Source organism: Gammaproteobacteria bacterium, from assembly GCA_034522055.1.
Classification (GTDB): Bacteria; Pseudomonadota; Gammaproteobacteria; order JAABTG01; family JAABTG01; genus JAABTG01.
In genome coordinates, this window is the sequence record JAXHLS010000006.1 from 216,497 (window position 1) to 234,870 (window position 18,374).

Annotated in this window: 19 protein-coding genes and 1 pseudogene; 16 read left to right on the forward strand and 4 right to left on the reverse strand. The window is 57.8% G+C overall.

Features of this window, described 5'->3' with window-relative positions:
* Positions 1-100 precede the first annotated feature (100 nt).
* The 4 genes from U5S82_19610 to U5S82_19625 all read left to right on the forward strand — a co-directional run bounded on the left by U5S82_19610 (position 101) and on the right by U5S82_19625 (position 3,513).
* Positions 101-832 carry a hypothetical protein gene (locus U5S82_19610; GenBank protein MDZ7753786.1) on the forward strand — a complete coding sequence of 244 codons (732 nt, stop codon included), beginning with the start codon at positions 101-103 and terminating at the stop codon, positions 830-832.
* 106 nt (positions 833-938) lie between these two features.
* Positions 939-2,192: an ISL3 family transposase gene (locus U5S82_19615; protein ID MDZ7753787.1), complete on the forward strand. Its 1,254-nt coding sequence runs from the start codon at positions 939-941 to the stop codon at positions 2,190-2,192.
* A gap of 35 nt (positions 2,193-2,227) precedes the next feature.
* Positions 2,228-2,530, forward strand: coding sequence for an ATP-binding protein (locus U5S82_19620; protein ID MDZ7753788.1), 303 nt, complete (start codon positions 2,228-2,230; stop codon positions 2,528-2,530).
* The gene (locus U5S82_19625; GenBank protein ID MDZ7753789.1) at positions 2,530-3,513 is read left to right on the forward strand and encodes a response regulator; all 984 of its coding nucleotides are present in this window, start codon (positions 2,530-2,532) and stop codon (positions 3,511-3,513) included. Before U5S82_19620 ends, U5S82_19625 begins: the two co-directional genes overlap by 1 nt.
* 138 nt (positions 3,514-3,651) lie before the next feature.
* Here the strand turns inward: U5S82_19625 and U5S82_19630 are convergent, their stop codons facing one another.
* Positions 3,652-4,812, reverse strand: coding sequence for an IS4 family transposase (locus U5S82_19630; protein ID MDZ7753790.1), 1,161 nt, complete (start codon positions 4,810-4,812; stop codon positions 3,652-3,654).
* Between the two features lie 636 nt (positions 4,813-5,448).
* Between U5S82_19630 and ltrA the strand changes: the two genes are divergently transcribed.
* Both ltrA and U5S82_19640 read left to right on the forward strand, forming a co-directional pair.
* Positions 5,449-6,783 carry a group II intron reverse transcriptase/maturase gene (gene ltrA / locus U5S82_19635; GenBank protein MDZ7753791.1) on the forward strand — a complete coding sequence of 445 codons (1,335 nt, stop codon included), beginning with the start codon at positions 5,449-5,451 and terminating at the stop codon, positions 6,781-6,783.
* 176 nt (positions 6,784-6,959) lie between these two features.
* Positions 6,960-7,877 (forward strand): nickel-dependent hydrogenase large subunit, encoded by a 918-nt coding sequence (locus tag U5S82_19640; GenBank protein ID MDZ7753792.1) that lies wholly within the window; start codon positions 6,960-6,962, stop codon positions 7,875-7,877.
* 327 nt (positions 7,878-8,204) lie between these two features.
* Here the strand turns inward: U5S82_19640 and U5S82_19645 are convergent, their stop codons facing one another.
* Together U5S82_19645 and U5S82_19650 are read right to left on the reverse strand one after the other, a co-directional pair.
* Positions 8,205-9,584: a hypothetical protein gene (locus U5S82_19645; protein MDZ7753793.1), complete on the reverse strand. Its 1,380-nt coding sequence runs from the start codon at positions 9,582-9,584 to the stop codon at positions 8,205-8,207.
* 44 nt (positions 9,585-9,628) lie between these two features.
* Positions 9,629-10,219, reverse strand: a pseudogene (locus tag U5S82_19650) (sodium/proton-translocating pyrophosphatase).
* Here U5S82_19650 and U5S82_19655 point away from each other — a divergent pair.
* From U5S82_19655 to U5S82_19690, 8 genes are all read left to right on the forward strand, one after another.
* Positions 10,127-10,405, forward strand: coding sequence for a toxin (locus tag U5S82_19655; protein MDZ7753794.1), 279 nt, complete (start codon positions 10,127-10,129; stop codon positions 10,403-10,405). The pseudogene U5S82_19650 and the gene U5S82_19655 overlap by 93 nt on opposite strands.
* Complete coding sequence (locus U5S82_19660) at positions 10,402-10,716, forward strand: CopG family antitoxin (GenBank protein ID MDZ7753795.1); 315 nt, start codon at positions 10,402-10,404, stop codon at positions 10,714-10,716. The genes U5S82_19655 and U5S82_19660 overlap by 4 nt, the downstream gene beginning before the upstream one ends.
* Positions 10,717-10,781: 65 nt before the next feature.
* Positions 10,782-11,063 carry a type II toxin-antitoxin system RelE/ParE family toxin gene (locus U5S82_19665; protein ID MDZ7753796.1) on the forward strand — a complete coding sequence of 94 codons (282 nt, stop codon included), beginning with the start codon at positions 10,782-10,784 and terminating at the stop codon, positions 11,061-11,063.
* Between the two features lie 14 nt (positions 11,064-11,077).
* Positions 11,078-11,392 carry a HigA family addiction module antitoxin gene (locus U5S82_19670; GenBank protein ID MDZ7753797.1) on the forward strand — a complete coding sequence of 105 codons (315 nt, stop codon included), beginning with the start codon at positions 11,078-11,080 and terminating at the stop codon, positions 11,390-11,392.
* A 201-nt stretch (positions 11,393-11,593) separates the two neighbouring features.
* A complete protein-coding gene (locus U5S82_19675) occupies positions 11,594-12,040 on the forward strand; it encodes a transposase (protein ID MDZ7753798.1) in 447 nt (148 codons plus the stop codon).
* 396 nt (positions 12,041-12,436) lie between these two features.
* The gene (tnpA, locus tag U5S82_19680; protein ID MDZ7753799.1) at positions 12,437-12,868 is read left to right on the forward strand and encodes an IS200/IS605 family transposase; all 432 of its coding nucleotides are present in this window, start codon (positions 12,437-12,439) and stop codon (positions 12,866-12,868) included.
* 126 nt (positions 12,869-12,994) lie between these two features.
* Positions 12,995-13,351, forward strand: coding sequence for a hypothetical protein (locus U5S82_19685; protein MDZ7753800.1), 357 nt, complete (start codon positions 12,995-12,997; stop codon positions 13,349-13,351).
* A 131-nt stretch (positions 13,352-13,482) separates the two neighbouring features.
* The gene (locus tag U5S82_19690) at positions 13,483-13,752 is read left to right on the forward strand and encodes a BrnT family toxin (protein MDZ7753801.1); all 270 of its coding nucleotides are present in this window, start codon (positions 13,483-13,485) and stop codon (positions 13,750-13,752) included.
* Positions 13,753-14,144: 392 nt separating this feature from the next.
* Here U5S82_19690 and U5S82_19695 read toward each other — a convergent pair whose 3' ends face one another.
* The gene (locus tag U5S82_19695; protein MDZ7753802.1) at positions 14,145-15,353 is read right to left on the reverse strand and encodes an ISKra4 family transposase; all 1,209 of its coding nucleotides are present in this window, start codon (positions 15,351-15,353) and stop codon (positions 14,145-14,147) included.
* Positions 15,354-15,691: 338 nt separating this feature from the next.
* On the opposite strand from U5S82_19695, the gene U5S82_19700 reads away from it, so the two are divergent.
* Both U5S82_19700 and hypF read left to right on the forward strand, forming a co-directional pair.
* Positions 15,692-15,850: an addiction module protein gene (locus U5S82_19700; GenBank protein MDZ7753803.1), complete on the forward strand. Its 159-nt coding sequence runs from the start codon at positions 15,692-15,694 to the stop codon at positions 15,848-15,850.
* A gap of 156 nt (positions 15,851-16,006) precedes the next feature.
* Positions 16,007-18,373, forward strand: a complete 2,367-nt coding sequence (hypF, locus tag U5S82_19705; GenBank protein ID MDZ7753804.1) for a carbamoyltransferase HypF — start codon at positions 16,007-16,009, stop codon at positions 18,371-18,373.
* Position 18,374: the final 1 nt, after the last annotated feature.

Genomic DNA, 18,374 nt, shown 5'->3' on the forward strand with positions numbered 1-18,374 from the left:
CCGACGCAGAAAGCGCTGTCGCGTTTTCTGCGCAGCTCACCGCTGCCGTTGGGCTTATACCACTAACAGATACATTAAAAGACTAAATTAGGAGTACATCATGTCCATATTTGAAAATCTTAGCACAGTTCTTAATGTGTTATTTCTCATCATGGTGGGAGTGTGGGTGCCTTTATTCTTCTATTATTATTTTAAACGTCTTGATCGTCGTAAGGAGCAACATCTTTTAAGAGAAATGGAAGAATTTAAGTACGATAGAGACAGAAAATACAGATATATGAGTAACAATGATGCTGATATTGAAAGGTATATTCCAAAACTCTTAGAGGAAATACCTTACAGAACATCAAAGGAAGTGTCTCAAGTAGTGTCTGAACAAATATATAAAATAATAAAAGATGGCCTCCAAGAACAATCATTACAGCTTACAAACAAGATTGATAGTTATCAAACCAATGAAAATAGCCATTTCACAAGTAATAAGCAGCTTATTCGGGAGATAGCTCATTCATTAAATACTCCACTTTCACAAATTGAAGCATCAGCTGAAATTCTTGCAACTTCATTCGATCTTGACAGTAAGAATTCCAAAACAATTAATTCAATAAAATCAAGTGTCGATTTATGCAAGGCTTTTATTTCAGCATACCGTCAGATGATTTTAGTAACTGGTTATAGCGGAGGTTGGGAACCGAAATCTATAAAAGAATCTATATTGTCAGCTTGCGAAATTTATTCAGAATCAGTTAATGCAAACTTAGATATTAAGGTCGAAGTGCCTAATAAAATAGGCTCTTCAGGAAAATTTGTGGGTAAAAACGTAGATAACTAGCACTCCAGGGATGCAAATTTAGATTTTATTAGGGGAAGCGCATCCTGCTCCCTAACTCTGAGATGATGGAAGTACGACCAACCGTCAATCAGAAAAAGGAGCGAGGATGCAAGTCAAGACTATCCTTAATCGAGTCCAGAAATTCAAATCTTTTGTGTACGGCGCCATCCGTTGGGTAGATGGCACGGAGGTGCCGACAATCGAGGCCGAACTCCACCCTCGCGGTAATGGGCGGCCGGAGTGCTCGAGGTGCGGCCGGCGCAGGCCGGGTTACGACACATTGCCGGTTCGAAGATTTGAGTTTATTCCGGTGTGGGGTATTAAGGTGTTTTTTCTCTATGCGCCACGCCGCGTCGACTGTCCAAGCTGTGGCATCGTGGTGGAGCGGATGCCTTGGGCCGAAGGCAAACATCGCCTGACCGAGGCCTATGCCTGGTTTCTGGCGAGCTGGGCCAAACGCCTGAGCTGGAAGGAAGTCGCTGAAGCCTTTCGCACCAGTTGGGACCATGTGTTCTGCTCGGTCGAGATGGCTGTCACCTGGGGCCGGGAACATAGAGACCTGTCGGGCATTAAAGCTATTGGTATCGATGAGATCCAATGGCAGAGGGGCCACAAGTACCTCACGCTGGTTTACCAGATCGACGTTGGCTGTAAACGGTTGCTGTGGATCGGCAAGAAACGGAAGGTCAAAACTTTGTTGGGATTCTTCCGGTGGCTTGGCAAGGAACGAACCGCCGATTTGCGCTATATCTGCAGCGATATGTGGAAGCCCTACCTGAGGGTGATCGCCAAGAAGGCGGGAGGTGCACTCCACATCCTGGACCGGTTCCACATCATGGCGCACTTGAGTAAAGCGATCGATGAGGTGCGGGCCGGGGAGGCCAAGGAGCTGAAGAAAAGAGGCTACGATCCGGTACTGACGAAGACCCGCTGGCTGCTGCTCAAGCGTCCGGAGAATCTGACGGAGAAACAGGAGACCAAACTGGCGGATCTGCTGCAGTACAATTTGAAGTCGGTCAGAAGCTATCTGCTCAAAGAGGAGTTTCAGCTCTTCTGGTCGTATCAGTCGCCCTATTGGGCCGGTGAGTTCCTGGATAAGTGGTGTACGAAAACGATGCGTTCCAAGATTGAGCCGATGAAGAAGGTGGCCCGCATGCTGAGAAACCATCGGCCCCTGCTGCTGAACTGGTTCCGGGCAAAAAAGCAGTTTTCGAGCGGCATTGTCGAAGGTTTCAATAACAAAGCGAAACTGACCACCAGAAAAGCATATGGCTTCAGGACTTATCATGCGGCAGAAATCGCTTTATATCATGCGCTTGGAGCATTACCTGTCCCGGAAACCGCCCACGAATTTTTCTGACGAGGCATAAAATAAAAGGTTATTCGAATAATTATATTGTAGCACTACTACTGCCATTGATAGAGAATGCCGCAGAGGCAGCAAAACCAGGTACAGAACTCGATATCAATTTTCATCAGAAGAACGGGTACAATGTTATTAGGGTAACTAACACAACAGAATTATTGCCCGGCGGCAAAGAAATATTTGACGCTGAATTTTCAACTAAAAATGGACACCACGGCCTTGGTTTAAGCACTGTCAAGAGTCTTCTTGAAAGCATTGAGGGCGCTTTAATTGATTACACGATAAATGGAGATAAAATAACTTTCGAGCTTAAGCTAAGAGGTGCAGAATAATGAGCATAGATATTCTTTTTGTTGATGATGACAAAAAAGCTGCTGAAACATTTGCTCAACTTGTCGAGGCGAAAACCAATTTAAAGACTGAGTTCACCTCTGATCCTGAGGAGGCTCTTTCCTTATTAAAAGAATATCCTATTAAGGTTGTTGTTCTTGATCAAGAGATGCCGCTAAAAAAAGGAACAGAGCTTTATAAGCAGATGATAAATATTGATAACAATATTAAAGCAATAATGTTAACTGGTGAAGCCACAGCAAGTGAAGCTGGTGAGTCGCTAAAATTAGGTTATAATTGTTATCTTGAAAAGGGAAATATATCTGAACTGCCGAAGGAAGTTTTGAATCTTGTCGCGTTATATGAATTGCATCTAATAGCAAAGCAACCAAGCCAAACTCGTAAACTAATATTCACGCAAAGAAAAGGAATATTTCTTAAAACGAGGATCGATTATTTTTTAATATCTTTCGAGGTCATTGATGCTAATTATATACAACCCGATTCATGGAAAACTGTAGTTACAATAAATGCCGGAGAAAAAATTCGTCACAAGGAAACAATAGAGGTGTGTCACAAAATCACTATTGACAAAGAATCTGAGGCAAAGCTTAAAGGAACACTAGAACTCAGCCATGACGCTGTTGTGAAGTTAAAGTCAAAATTGGAGTCTTCTCTTTCTGAAAAATATAAATTCAGTGAATCCACAGAACAAAAAAAGCAGATTGAAATCGAGAAAGAATACAGTTTACCTCAGGAAGATTCCGATCCACAAAAACTTGCTGTTAAGTCAAGGCATTACCTTATTGCACCAGTGTATGTAAAATATAGGCTATTTCTCTTATTAAAATGTAAAGAATCCAATCTCTCACAGATATTTCCATTAGATATTACTAAAGAAACAAACAGGGTTGCTACAAAACAAATTGACTATTTAAGTGATGGCACAAAAACAGAATTGACCACCGGATTTATAAACAGCTAATTCGCGGTAGCCCAACCATTCACTGGTGCGGACGCAAAAAACCGCGCCGCACAGTTCAAGCGTTAGGCCGCAGGCCAAAGTCCGTCTACGAAGCAAACAATAGGGGACAGACCCCTTAGGCATCCCCTCATTTTTAACTCAAATAATGCCGAAGGCATCGCGGAACACGCGTTGCTCGTGGAGGAGTTCAGTGAACTTCTCGAATAACGGGCGCAATCGCTCCTCAGGCCAGTTCGGAATATGTTCGTAGAGCATCAGTCCCTGGCGAAACAGCGAGTGGGTACGCCGCTTGACGGTATTTGCCTTCAGCCACCGATCGTAGCCCAACGCCTCCCCTGCGGCACCGAGCAGCGATAGCAAGGCGATGGCCAGTGCACTGAGCAGCAACAGCCGGTCGCGGCGCTCCGGGCGACTGATCCGCAGCGAAGACATCCCCATGCCGAAGCGCAGATCCTTGATGTCGCGGAAGCTCGTTTCAATCCCCCAGCGCTTGGCGTAGTAGCCGATGAGCGTCTTCGCCGTCGCCTCGCGGTCACTGGCAGCCAGGCACCACGGCTCCTTCATGTCCTTGGCCTGCACACAAACGACCGTGGCCACGGGCAGGGCCTGGGAGTCGGTCAACGTCGCATCGCGCAACGTGCGCGCCCGGCCATGGGTACCCACCCACTTCGCTGCTTTGCGCCGCTCGCCCTTGGCGTTGGTGATGTAATACTGGTTGCGCAACCGCACCACATAGCCGAAACCCAACTCCTCGCTCAGCAGCTTCAACAGCTTGCAGTCCGCAAAGCCCCGATCGGCCACGATCGTCACCGCCACCGCCGCGGGCAGCACCTCATAGAGCCGCCACAGCAACGCATCCTCGTAATCCGTCTGCCGCCCCTTGAGGGTGGCGGCCTCCACCGTCTGCCACAGCAGCGGTGTGGCACGCCCATGCCGGGTCAGCATCGACAACACCAGCGTCTCGTGCCCATCTTGGGCAAAGCTCGTCCAGTCCAGCGCCACCACCACCTCGGTACGTGCGCCGATGACATAGGGCACCCACCGCGCAAAGAACCCATCGAGTTTGATACCGCGGTTGCTCAACAACCGGTCCACCTGCTTCACACCATGCTTGCTCAGCGTTCCCTGGGCATGCGCCAGACCCTGACCGATGGCGTGCACTGCCAGCGAAGCGCTGGTCAGCACCCCCCAGGCCCCGTTCGCCAGCGACAGCACGCGCTTGGCGTGCAGGTCGCCGTCGAAAAGCGTATCAATGAACTCGACGATGTCATCCTGCCGAAGCGCCTGTGCTGCTTTCATCGCCGGTCCTCATGGTGATTGTGAGGACTCGAACAATGATCTTCAGATCAATAAGTTGCAAGTCATTTTTGAGCTTAAAAATGAGGGGATCCCTGAGGACCGACCCCGGTTTTCACAGCAAGAAAACCGTGGTCTGTCCGTATGCCGTAACAGGCTGATTAACTAGCGGGTTAGAGTCCCGCCAAAGGAGTTGCTCGTACACCTTTGTAGTGTCGCGGAGCGGCGTCCGGGTAACCGGGGGTCGTAAGTTACGTAGATGCAAAACCGCAGGCCGCAGCGCAAGCGAACCGAGATGTAGCCTCGTGAACAAAGTGAAGATGCCGACCCGGTGGACAGTCGGGGAAGGCCGCTGTTGGTGGGAGGAGACAACGAGAGCGTCCCACTGAGTCTTCCGGGGTAGTACGGGTGACATGTGGTGGAAGTTGATTGGTCCCAGTGCGGGAGGCCCGCGGCGGTGGCAGGTGAGAACTGCCGACGGTGGCGTATAAGGCCAGTCCGAAGTCGTCATCGACCGTCGTGGGAGTCGGAGGGGTTCATAGTACCGATTGAGGGTCTGGGACAACATAACCCGACCTGAGGGAAGGGACCCTACTTTGTGCACGCAACCGAAACGCAGAGGGTCAGGAGATTGCGGCGATGTCGCTAACAACTCCGGAAAAGATCAGGACGCTGCAGAGGAAGCTCTACGTCAAGGCCAAGCAAGAGCCGGCGTTTCGCTTCTACGCCTTGTATGACGAGGTCTATCGGGCAGACACTCTCGGTCACGCCTATGATCGTGTCAGGTCCAATCGGGGCGCGCCAGGAATCGATGGTGTGACCTGTGAGGCCATCGAGGCGGGGGTCGGAAGAGACGCCTACTTGGCGGAATTGCAACGGGAACTGGAGCAGAAGACGTACGGCGCGGACGGCGTGCGTCGGGTCTGGATACCCAAGCCGGATGGCAGTGAGCGCCCATTGGGGATCCCCACAATCCGGGATCGGATCGTACAGATGGCGCTCAAGCTGGTGGTGGAGCCGATCTTCGAGGCTGATTTCTGCGAGCACTCCTATGGATTTCGCCCGCAGCGTTCGGCCCATGATGCGGTGAAGGCCGTCACCGACGGCCTGTTTCAGGGAAAGACCCAAATCATCGATGCGGATCTATCGAAGTATTTCGATACGATCCCGCACGCCAAGCTCATGGCCGTGGTTGCCGAGCGCCTTGCCGATGGGGGCGTCCTCGCCCTCATTCAGCAATGGCTCAAGGCCCCGGTCATCGAAGAGGATGGGCGAGGCAAGCAACGCCCGAGTGGCGGTAAAGGGAATCGGAAAGGGACGCCGCAAGGCGGGGTTGTTTCCCCGCTGCTGGCCAATCTTTATCTACATCTGCTGGACCGGATTTGGGAACGGCACGACTTGGAACGACGGTTAGGGGCGCGCCTCGTGCGTTACGCTGACGATGCCGTGATTCTGTGTCGTGGGGACACCGCGCCGGCCATGGCGGTGCTTGAGACGGTGCTGACACGCCTGGAGTTGACGCTCAACCGGGAGAAAACCCACGTGGTCGATGCCCGCCGACAGGCGTTCGACTTTCTTGGCTTCAGCATCAAATGGGCCCGCAGCCGACGAACCGGCAACGGCTACCCTCACGTTGAGCCGAGCCGCCGCGCCGAACGAAGGATCAAGGCGCGCATCAAGGAACTCACCGCGCGGCGCCGCACCCCGGTGCCGATGCCGCGTATGATCACGGAAGTGAACCAAGTGCTACGCGGCTGGTCGGGCTACTTCCACTACGGCAACTGCACCAAGGCTTTCGGACGCGTCTGGTGGTTCACTGAGGAACGCGTGCGTACCCAACTGCGGCGGCGTCACAAAGTGCGCACTCGCACGCGCGGTTACGAACGCTTTCCCTACGCCCACCTCCACGACGCCCTTGGATTACCCAAGCTATCCCACAAAGCAGGCTGGCGCTCAGCGCATGCCTTGGCGTGAAGCACATCGGAAAGCCGTGTACGGGAGAACCGTATGCACGGTTTGATGAGGGAGGGCTGGCCCTGGTGGCTAGGGCCCGGCTATTTAGGCACCGCCAAACGAAAGGGGCGGGAACCGCTAAGCCGGACCTACGGGCGTTAGGGCCTGCTCTCTACTCTACCCTATTGTGTCTCGAGGTGGTACGCATCCTCGGCCTGCTCCATGGCTTCCGGCGTTTCCTCGAGGACACCCTGTTCGGCGACCGCCTGGAGGCGGTGGCCGCCCTGGACTCGGCGGCGGCCCTGGACTCGGCGGCGGCCCTGGACGAGTGGCGGGACGGGGCGGCGGGCCGTGGCGACATGGGCCGCTTCCTCGACGTGGCCGCTGCCCTGGGCCTTAAGGACCTGGGCACCGCGCCGGGGGCACTCCTGAGCTATGGGGCCTACCACGGCGACACCGGGCCTCTGTTCTCCCCGGGGGTGTGGCAAGGCGGGGCGGCGGCCCTGGACCTGGATGCCATCACCGAGGACGGCAGCCGCAGCTGGCTGGCCGGCGGGCCCTCCCCCGCCCATCCCTACGACGGCGCCACCGTGCCTGACGCCGATGCCCGTGATGGCTACACCTGGTGCAAGGCCCCGCGCCTCGGGGGGGTGGTGATGGAGGTGGGCGCCCTGGCGCGCCAGGCCGTGGACGGCCATCCCCTGATCCGTGACCTCCTGGCCGGCGGCCAGAGCAACGTCAGGGCGCGGGTGGTGGCACGGCTGCTGGAGGTGGCCCGTACCATCCCGGCCATGGAGACCTGGGCCCGCGCCCTGCGCCCCCGGGAGCCCTTCTGCGGCCACGGCCGCCTGGCGGAGGATGGCCGCGGCCACGGCGTCACCGAGGCGGCCCGGGGCAGCCTCGGCCACTGGTTGCGGGTGGAGGGGGGCCGTATCGTCAACTACCAGATCATCGCCCCCACCACCTGGAACTTCTCGCCGCGGGATGCCGGCGGCACCCGGGGCGTGCTGGAACAGGCCCTCCTCGGCACCCCCGTCGATGACGGCAGGGACACCGTGGCGGTGCAACACGTGATGCGCTCCTTCGACCCGTGCATGGTGTGCACGGTCCATTGACCATGGAGAAAAACGTTTTTAACCACGAAAGACGCGAAAAACCACGAAATGTTGTGGGTGATGAGGGGGCTCGTGTTCCTTGCCATGCTTTGAGCCATCGGGGCCTTTTCTATATGTCGTATGGCAGGGAGGGTGATCAGGATACGGGCGGGTCGGGCCCTGATCTTTTTTCTTTCGTGATATTTCGCGTATTTCGTGGTCATCTTCTTTTGAACCACGAAAGACGCGAAAGGCGCGAAAGAGAAGAAGAATATTAGTTTCGCCTGAATGACCTTGCTGCCGTTTCCACTGATCTCTATCTCCGCGCTTTGACTCAACCAGACAGCTTCACTCCAGGTGCCAGGCGCAACCTGCCCAATGCTCTTCGTAGCGCTTCCCGAAGTCTTTCATCTCGCGAATGTTGGACAAAGGTTCACGGCAGGCCCGGGCGCAGGTAGAAACGATATCCCGGTAGAACTCCGGAGCGACAGCCCTGATACCGTCATAATTCATAAGCAAGTCCGGAAGGCGCTTCGTGATTTTTGCTCCACGGGGTGCCATCACAATGCTCGGGGGTTCACCGTATGTGTTGATCAAAACGTATCGCCAACTTGGGTCTGCGGCTCCCTGGCGAGGGACAATCTCACACGGGTGTGCATCTCCACCGCCTGAAATGCCTTCATAGATTTCCTTGAGGGCCAGTGGTTTGTTGGCTACCAGGACACAAGGTCCGGCCCCTACATAACTGCCCATCCTTTCGTCGTATTCGATGCCGAGCAAGGTTTCCAGTTCAAAACGCGCATGCCGGTCAAGGGACGCCTTTCCCGAGGTGAACCACTGAAGTTCCCGCAGGGTGATGCCGGCACACCTGGCAATCTCTGCAGGCGGATTGGGCCAGCACGCCACGAGATGCTTGGCGATTTCGGCCGCGTTGTCATAGTCACTGTCGGCCCAGAAATCGTCATCCTCGACGATATCCTCCGGCGACTTTTCACCTGTCAGCAGCCAAGTACTGCCATCAAACCCATTGAGGTTGAAATATCGGGGCTGATCGGGCGGCAGGGAGGTCTCCCAGGATGACAGCCATGGACCGGGTTCCCAGTCGAGTCCACGAGTCGCTGTTGGCACCGGCGCTTGCGCCGGTAAGGCCAGCCACTGCTGGATTTTGAATTCAACCTCGCGGCTGTTAACGCCTCTGTGACCATCCCCTACACGAAAATCGTGGTCAACTTGAGCGTATCGGCAAAGGGCCTGGATGGATCCTGCAAGAGACCGGTCTTTTCCGTCGTGCTTCCTCGGCAGCCACCGGCTGGAGTCCTGGGCTGAGCGCAGGGAAGCTGGAAGGGATTTCTCCTTGGCATCGGCGACCTCGACACGGACGCCGATTTTTGCCATTTCCCCTACCAGTCCAGGGCTGGCTGCCGCGAGGTGGCGGTTGATCCGCAGGATGTCCGGTCGGCCACGCAAGCCCTCGGCGTTACGCCACGCTTCCAGAAGAACATCCCGGAACGGCCTGGGCTGGTCGACTGGAGTGAAGGTCATCCACCGAATGGGCAACCCGGCAACGGTCAATCCATAGAGTAAGAGCGGGCTGAGCCCGTATCGTTCTGCATCCTTGATCTTGATCGGGTCCCCCACCGACACAATGCCATGCTCCGGATGGTGGAAAAGGAACTTGGCTATCGCAACGTAGAAATGATGCTCTCTTGGTGATGGCTGCGTCTGCATTATTTATGCTCCCTCCAGGAGAGATGCGAACTTTACCCGAGAACTTTCAGCGGATCACCGACCGTGTCACCAATCACTGCTGCCTTTTGCGCTTCGGTGCCGTTACCGCCGTGGTTGCCCTTCTCGATGTACTTCTTGGCATTGTCCTAGGCGCCGCCGCTGTTCGAACTCGAAATGGCCAGCACGCCGCCGGAAACCAGCGAGCCAGCTAACAGCCCGGCGGTCGCCTCTATGCCGAACAGGAACTCGGTGACCAAGGGCGCCTCCATGATCAGAATGTTCGGCGGTACCATTTCCTTCAGTACGGCCTGGGTCGAGATTGCCACGCACTGTTCATAGTTCGGATCCCCGGTGCCCCGAATGATGCCCGGAATCTCGCGGAACTGGCACCGCACTTCCTCGTTCATCCTGTAAGCCGCCGAGCCCACCGACTTCATCGTCATTGCAGAGAAGTGGGCGGGCAAGACCGTGCCGATGAACAGGGATGCGGAGAGCTGGCTGGATGATGACAAAGTGCACACATTTGTGCTACGTTTCGCTGAATGAAAATCTATAATTGGAACGCTGATAAGAATCAGGATCTTATCGTCGGGCGGGGCGTTTCTTTTGAAGAGGCGGTCTTTTACATTGAGAATGGTGGCCTATTAGATGACATTACTCATCCAAACGCCTCTGATTACCCCAACCAACGGATTTTTGTTATTTGTATTAAAGAATATGTTCACCTCATCCCGTATGTGGAAAGCGATGATGAGGTATTTCTGAAAACAATCATTCCCAGCAGAAAATTTACCAAGCTATACCTTGGAGGTGAATCATGACCAAAGGTAAGTTATCTAAAGAAGAGAGAGCTCTGCTTGATGCCGTCGAGACTGGAGAGTATGAATCAGTATTAACGGAATCCCGCAAAAAGGAATTAGAGGCAATTGCCAGCAACACATTTAAAAAAGACAAAAGGATAAATATTCGAATCTCAAACAGAGATTTAACTGCTATCCAGTCAAGAGCATCGGAAGAAGGTATTCCGTACCAAACTTTTGTGTCGAGCATTATTCACAAATACATTTCGGGCTCACTGCAAGATCTCACAGCTAACAAGCAAATGCAGCCGACGCAAAAAACGCGCGGCTGATTTGGGCGTTATGCGGTAACAAATCATCGAATGACACGCGTCACGTGACGGACTACACATGACGCATGTTCAAGACATTTTCGGATCGACGTACCCAGGAACTGTACGCCACAGGCAAGGCCAAACGGTTTCCGGCAGATGTTGCCAAACGGGCTGCGCGCAAGTTGGAGTACGTCGACTTGGCTACGCGGCTGGATGACCTGAAAGTTCCGCCTGGCAATCGCCTTCATGCACTGGAAGGTGACCGAAAGGGACAATACTCGATCTCGATCAATGACCAGTGGCGCATCTGCTTCCGGTTTGTGGACGGCGACGCCTATGATGTCGAAGTTTGTGATTACCACTGAACGAGGTGAGAAAGATGAGCATTCCGAACACAACCAGGAGCAAGCGACGGCCTACCCATCCGGGCGAGATGCTGCGTGAAGACTTTTTGCCGGATTATGGGCTGACTGTTTCCGGTTTGGCTGAAGCTGTGGGCGTCTCGCGACAGTCGATTAATGAGGTGCTGCGAGAGCGCCGGAGTGTCAGTCCGGAAATGGATCTCCGGCTGGGACGGCTGTTCGGTAATTCTCCAGAATTCTGGCTGAACGCCCAACGGGCTGTGGATCTGTGGGATGCCGCGCAGGCAATTAAGAAAGATATGGCGCGTATCAAGCCGCTAAATGCCGCATAACAAGCCCATCCAGCCGATGCCAAAAAACGGTGCGGCTGATGGGCGGCGTTGAACTAAACCGCTACGCGGTAGCTCCCCTTCGATAAACGCCGGCGGTTCTTCCGTCGCCAACACTCTCAGTTGACCCGATGTGGGTCTGACGGAGAGGAGAGACGACGATGACAGCCTTGCGTCAGCAGATGATTGATGCCATGCGCCAGCGTGGCTTTTGAGTGGGTGGTCTACACCAAACACTGTCTCGACCATACCGCCACCGTCGTCGACTACCTGGCCCGTTACACCCACCGCATCGCGATCACCCCAGCGCGGATCCTCGCGGTCGACGACGAACGGGTGACCATCCGGTACAAGGACTACCGCGACCGTGACCGACATAAGACATTGACCCTGGAGGGCGAAGAGTTCGTGCGCCGCTGCCTGATGCATGTCCTGCCGAAAGGGCTGATGCGCATTCGTCACTTCGGCTTCCTGGCCAACCGCGGCCGCCGGGAGAAGCTCGCCCGGATCCGTGAGGCACTGGCCGTCCCCGTCCCACCGGAGAAGGACGATGGCACCGCACACCACGACGGTGTCGACTATGCCTGCCCGCAGTGCCCGACCGGGCGGCTGTACGTAATCGCGCAGATTGCGCCCAGTCGAGCATCCTGAAGACCGCCCGACACGCGACACTGAGGCTGTAAAACAGGATAAAGGCCTGCGGTCTTAACCGAGGTGGGACGGCCCCGCAGCGGGGCCGCGGTTGCGCTCGTCCGGACATTGGATTTTGCCGAGAAATGGCGAGAGAATAACCACCCATCGCACATCGCAGGGACCGAAGACATGGACGAAGACGCCTCACCGGCCACGACCACCGCCCCGATCTGCGCCACCGCCGGCGCATCGCACCCACCCCGCGTAATACATTTCCCTATAGATCAGACCGCGCCGATCTGATGGGCGGTTTAGTCCAACAGACATTTATTGTCCATCAGAAGGTTAAAACCACCGGCTTTAGCCGGTCAGCTTTAGCTGAGAGAATGGGCCGCCATACGTAGAGTAGGCGGGATGGATTACAGATACGGCAGCCATACGGTTTACCAGATCGAGTACCACTTTGTGTGGGTGACGAAGTACCGCTACCACGTTCTGAGGGGGGATGTGGCGGAGCGAGTGCGAGAGCTTGTTCGTCAGACGTGTGAGGCGTTTGAGATCCGCATTGTACGGGGGGTGGTGAGCAAGGACCACGTGCACATATTGGTGAGTGCGCCGCCGAATTTGGCGCCGAGCGAGATTATGCGTCGGATCAAGGGGCGGACATCGAGCTACCTGTTTGAGGAATTCCCGCACCTCAAGAAGAGGTACTGGGGTCGGCATTTCTGGGCACGAGGGTACTTCTGCGCGACGGTTGGGCAGATGACCGAGGAGATGATCAAGGAGTATCTGGAGCATCACTTTGAGCCCAATCCAAACGATAATTTCAGAATGGAGCCGGATTAGACGCGTCGTTTAGCCGACGCGTATCCGGACTTTCAGTCCGTTACTCAAACCCACCGGCTTTAGCCGGTGGTTGTTTAGTCGCCATGCTGCGCACGGCGGATAAATGCTTATTAGTTAGCACTTCCTATGAAACCGAATAAGAACTGGATTGAAGATTGGCGTTATGGCGTAGATCCGAGACTTGAAAGGAGAGTGTCAGAGGACTTGCTTGAAATCTATAAAGACTTTTGGGTTTGGGCCGATCTCGACGCAAAAAGCAAGACTACGCAGCAACGATATTCTGCGGCGCTGCACGCGCTCGGCGGTTATATTGTCGAAAAAGCCGGTAATCAGGGCCGCGTTCCGGACACAAGTCAGGAATTCCTCCGAGAGCACATAGATTTCGGAGATGGACCCCTGATTCATCACGATAATGAAGCATGGCAGAGTGAACTCGATGCAGTGTGCCGTAAGCTCTACAAGTATATCCAGGCGCAGTGCTAACAAGGGCGATGGAGTCCGACGCGTGACTGCTCCCGCCCTTCGCTGCCGCTCCGATTGGTCGCCGTCAAGCGCGGCTCATCGCCGACGTTAGGTTGCGCTAGGCTCGTAACGGTCAGCCAACTGGGACAGCTATGGACTTTGAATGGGATTCGAACAAGGCTCGGAGGAACAAGGTCAAACACGGCGTCACCTTCGAGGAGGGTGCCGAAGTGTTTGGGGATCAGTACTCGTCAACGGTGGCCGATCCCGACCATTCTCACGATGAGGAACGATTCCTTATATTCGGGAGAACGCGGCAGGGCCGGTACGTCGTCGTTGCCTTCACAGACAGAGGTGATAGAATTCGTTTAATATCTGCGCGACAGATGGCACGCCGAGAGCGTGAAGCTTATGAGCAATAGCAAATCCGACGACTTACGCCCGGAATATCCGTCCGAACTGATCAAATCCGGGGTCCGGGGCAAGTATGCCAAGAGATACCGGGAAGAAGGAACAAACCTCGTATTAATCGACCCAGATCTCCACGAAATTTTCCCCGATTCGGAAGCCGTTAACAAAGCCCTCCGCGAATATCTTGAGAAGGGACACGGTTCCGCAACCTAACCAGGGGCTGCAGTCCGACGCTTGACAGCTTCCTCCTTTCGCTTCCGCTCCAGTCGGTCGCTGTCAAGCGCGGCTGAGCGCCAACGTTGAACTAAAGAGTTTAAGCTTGGGATTCGGTCTAAATTTTGGTTTGTTTTTCATAATGCATGCGATACTGTCGCAAGGTGTGATCTTCACCTGATACACAAATCTACGCCACGGCAGGCACTGCATATTGGCTGACCTTATCCCAGAATTGGCTCCAGCGGTTTTCGGTGAGGACCAGGGAGCGCAGGCTCAGCACGGCGCGGGCACCGCGGGTCTTCCAGCGCATGCCGGCCTGGCAGAGGCGCTGTTTGATGACGGTCTTGCAGGCCGCCTCGGTCACGCCGGAGCCGATGGACAGGTTCTCGGCCTGGTAACGGGCGTAGTCCATCTTGTCGTGGTGGTTGCGGAAGTAGGTGATGGACGATTTCAGTCCCTTTCGGGCGTCGTCGTGCAGGGGCTGGTCCGTGAGGGTCTGCAATTCGGCGAGGAGCTGTCGGGCGGCACCCTCTTCATGCTTGAGCCGATGGCATTGGGCCTCGGTCCATTCGCCGCGGCCCAGCGAGTCGGTGGGCCGGGCCGCGGCGGCGGCCTGGCCGACATAGCCGGCGGCATGGTAGAAGTCCAGGATGGTCTCGGAGACCTGCGCCTTCTCCTCCAGGAAGGACCAGTTGCCGTGGTCGCCGTCGGCGATGCCGACGTAGCGGGCCTCGGGGTAGGTTTCCCGGACGTGCGCGACCTCCCGCTCCAGGCTCCGGTAGAACGCCTCCTTGCCGTACTCCGGGGCGGCGCCCAGGTAGATGGTGTGCAGCCGCTTTCCCTGGGGGCTGTACAGGGAGACCGTGCCGGTCATGGCCTCCCGCCAGCCGTCCAGGCCCACCGCCACGTTGGCCACCGGTGCATCCAGCTCGGGGGTCTGGTAGGTCCAATCCTCCTCCTTTATCTGGGCCACCGCCGCCACCGTCTCCGCCACCCGGCTCAGGTACGAGCGGGCCACCTGGCGGCCGTGGTTGTCCGTCAAATGCGCCTGGACCTGGGCGGCCGGCCCGTTGGCGTACTTGTGGGCAATCATCCTGGCGAAGCGGGGCGTGGTGTCCCCCACCATGCGGGCATGGCCCTCCAGCGGGCAGTAAGTCTTGCCGCCGGCGGCCCGCTGGTAGACATAGCGGTCCACCGAGACCACCCCGTAGGGCGTCTGGTACTGCTTCGGTTGCTGCCCCTTGGGATACCAGCGCTCACCGCCGATCACCTGCTTGGCGCCGTCCGTATCGAACCACTCCAGCGCCGCCGTCGTCACCAGGCTACCCGCCTGGTTCAACGACTCCAGAATGGCTTCCTCCGAGGCCCGCATCGAATCGGACAGATCCACCGTCATCTCCAGGGTCCCCCCCGTGGACAGAATCACGAGAAAATTCCAACAGATTAGCGAGTTTCGATTGTCTGGTCGACGAGTGCCAGAGTATGAGCTTGATCAAATCAGGGAAGTGTTTTCCGGGCCATACCGAGCCATACAGATTCATCTATCACGTTATGGCGGAGCAAATTGATGTGGTGGCCGTGATACATGGAGCAATGAATGTGCGACAACGCGAACAAGAATAGGAAAGGCCGAACAAAGCGCTCAACTCGGACTGCCTCAGTCGCTGGCGCTCCTTCGGTATCCTGTTAGCGCTGGCGTTGGGCGTCTATTCGCAGCTGAGATATGCTTACCCCATGATTGACGCAGCACTCATCTCCAAGGTCAAGTCGCTGAGCCCGAAGGGCCGCCTGCAACTCATCGGGGCGATCTGGGAATCTCTCGACCAATCAGAGATTTCCGTCTCTGCTGCCGAGCGCGAGCTGCTTGACGCACGTCTGAAGGGTCTAGAGTAGAATCCTTCGTATGAAAGTCCCTGGCCCGAGGTCAAGGCTCGGCTGCGCAAGCTCGGCTCTTGAGCTATCGGGTCCATGTACGCCGAGCTGCAGAGCTTGACGTTGCTGAAGCCCTGGAATGGTACGAATCGCAGCAGACATTGACCTAGTATCTGGATGAAGACCTTAGAAGTGTCTCCCGTGTCTGGCCCCGGGGAGCCGGGGGGCGAGGAGATCCGGGTGCGGGGGATCGTCCAGGGGGTGGGGTTCCGGCCCACGGTGTGGCGGTTGGCCCATGAGATGGGGCTCGCGGGGGAGGTGCTGAACGATGGCGCCGGCGTGCTTATCCGCCTGTGGGGGGCGGCGGGGCGGCGGGATGCCTTCGTGGCGCGGCTGGCCGCCGAGGCGCCACCCCTGGCGCGCATCGATGCCGTGGAGCGGGCGTCGCTGGAGGGGCGCTGCGAGCATGATGACTTCCGCATCCTCGCCAGCGGCGGCGGCGCGGTGCAGACCCATGTGGCGCCGGACGCCGCCACCTGCCCGGCCTGTCGCCGCGAGACCCTGGATCCCGCCGACCGCCGTTATCGCTATCCCTTCACCAACTGCACCCACTGCGGCCCGCGACTGTCCATCGTGCGGGCCATCCCCTATGACCGCGCCAACACCAGCATGGACGCCTTCCCCCTGTGCCCCGCCTGCGGGGCGGAGTACGCCGATCCCGCGGACCGCCGTTTTCATGCCCAGCCCAACGCCTGTCCGGCATGCGGGCCGCGGGCGTGGCTCAGCGACGCCGAGGGCAAGGTGGTCACCGTGGAGGGCACGGCGGACGCGGTGGCGGGGGCGGCGCGGCTCATCGGGGAAGGACGGATCGTCGCCATCAAGGGCGTCGGCGGCTTCCATCTCGCCTGCGACGCGGCCAGCGAGGAGGCCGTCAATCTTCTGCGGGCACGCAAGCGGCGTTACGGCAAGGCCTTCGCCCTGATGGCCCGGGACGTGAGTGTGGTGCGCCGCTACGCCGTCCTCTCCGCCGTCGAGGAGGAGCTAATGGCCGGCCCGGCGGCCCCCATCGTGGTGCTGGACCAGGGCGGCGAGGCCCTGGCCACCGGCATCGCCCCGGGCCAGACGGGGCTGGGCTTCATGCTCCCCTATACGCCCCTGCACCACCTCTTCATGGCCGAGCTGGAGGCCCCCGTGGTGCTCACCTCGGGCAACCGCAGCGACGAGCCCCAGTGCACGGGCAACGCCGAGGCCCTGGAGCGCCTGGCGGGGATCGCCGACGCCTGGCTGCTCCACGATCGGGACATCGTCAACCGCCTGGATGACTCGGTGGCGCGGGTGGCGGCGGGGCGGCCCCGGCTGCTGCGCCGGGCCCGGGGCTATGTGCCGGCGCCCCTGACCCTGCCCGCCGGCCTCGCGGGCGGCCGGCCCATCCTCGCCATGGGCGGTGAGCTCAAGAACACCTTCTGTCTCAACCCCCAGGGCCGGGCGGTGGTGTCCCAGCACATGGGCGACCTGGAGGAGGCCACCACCCTGGCGGATTACCGCCGCAACCTGACTCTGTACCGGGAGCTGTTCCGCTTCACCCCGGAGGTGGTGGCGGTGGATGAGCACCCCGACTACCTGTCCACCCAGGAGGGGGTGGGGTTGGCGGCGGAGCTGGGCGCGGGTCTCACGCGGGTGCAGCACCACCACGCCCATTGCGCCGCGGTGATGGCGGAGGCGGGCCTGCCCGGGGAGGGCCCGGCGGTGCTGGGTGTAGCCCTCGACGGCCTCGGTTATGGCCGCGACGGCACCCTGTGGGGCGGGGAATTCCTGGTGTGCGACTACCGAGACTTCCGGCGCGTGGGGCGTTTCGCGCCCGTGGCCATGCCGGGGGGTACCCAGGCCATACGCGAGCCCTGGCGCAACACCTTCGCCCATCTCATGGCCGCCTTCGGGCCGCAGGCCCTGGCGGCGCGCTACGGCCATCTCGAGCCGGTGCGGGACCTCTACGCCCGCCCCGTGACCAATCTGCTGCGCATGGTGGAGCGGGGCCTCAACAGCCCGCGGGTCTCCTCGGCCGGGCGCCTGTGCGACGCCGTGGCGGCGGCCCTGGGGATCCAGCGCGAGCGGGTCCACCACGAGGGCCAGGCGGCCATGGAGCTGGAGGCCCTGGCGGCACCCCATTTCCGCCGCGAGGCCGCCATGGCCTACCCCTTCACGGCGGCACGGACGGAGGGCTTGATCACTCTCCAGTGGGCGCCTCTGTGGGAGGCCCTGCTGGGGGATCTGGAGCGAGGCGTCGCCACGGGGATCGTGGCGGCGCGGTTTCACCAGGGGATGGTGGCGGCGGTGGCCACGGTGGCGGGCGAGCTGTGTGAACACCAGGGTCTGGAGACGGTGGTGTTGGGGGGCGGTGTGTTCCAGAACCGGCTGTTGCTGGAGGGGGTGCACGGGGCCCTGGAGGCGAAGGGCCTCCGGGTGTTGTCGCCCCAGGCTCTGCCGGCCAACGACGGGGGGCTCTCCTGCGGCCAGCTCGCCGTCGCCGTGGCCCGCGGCGACTGAA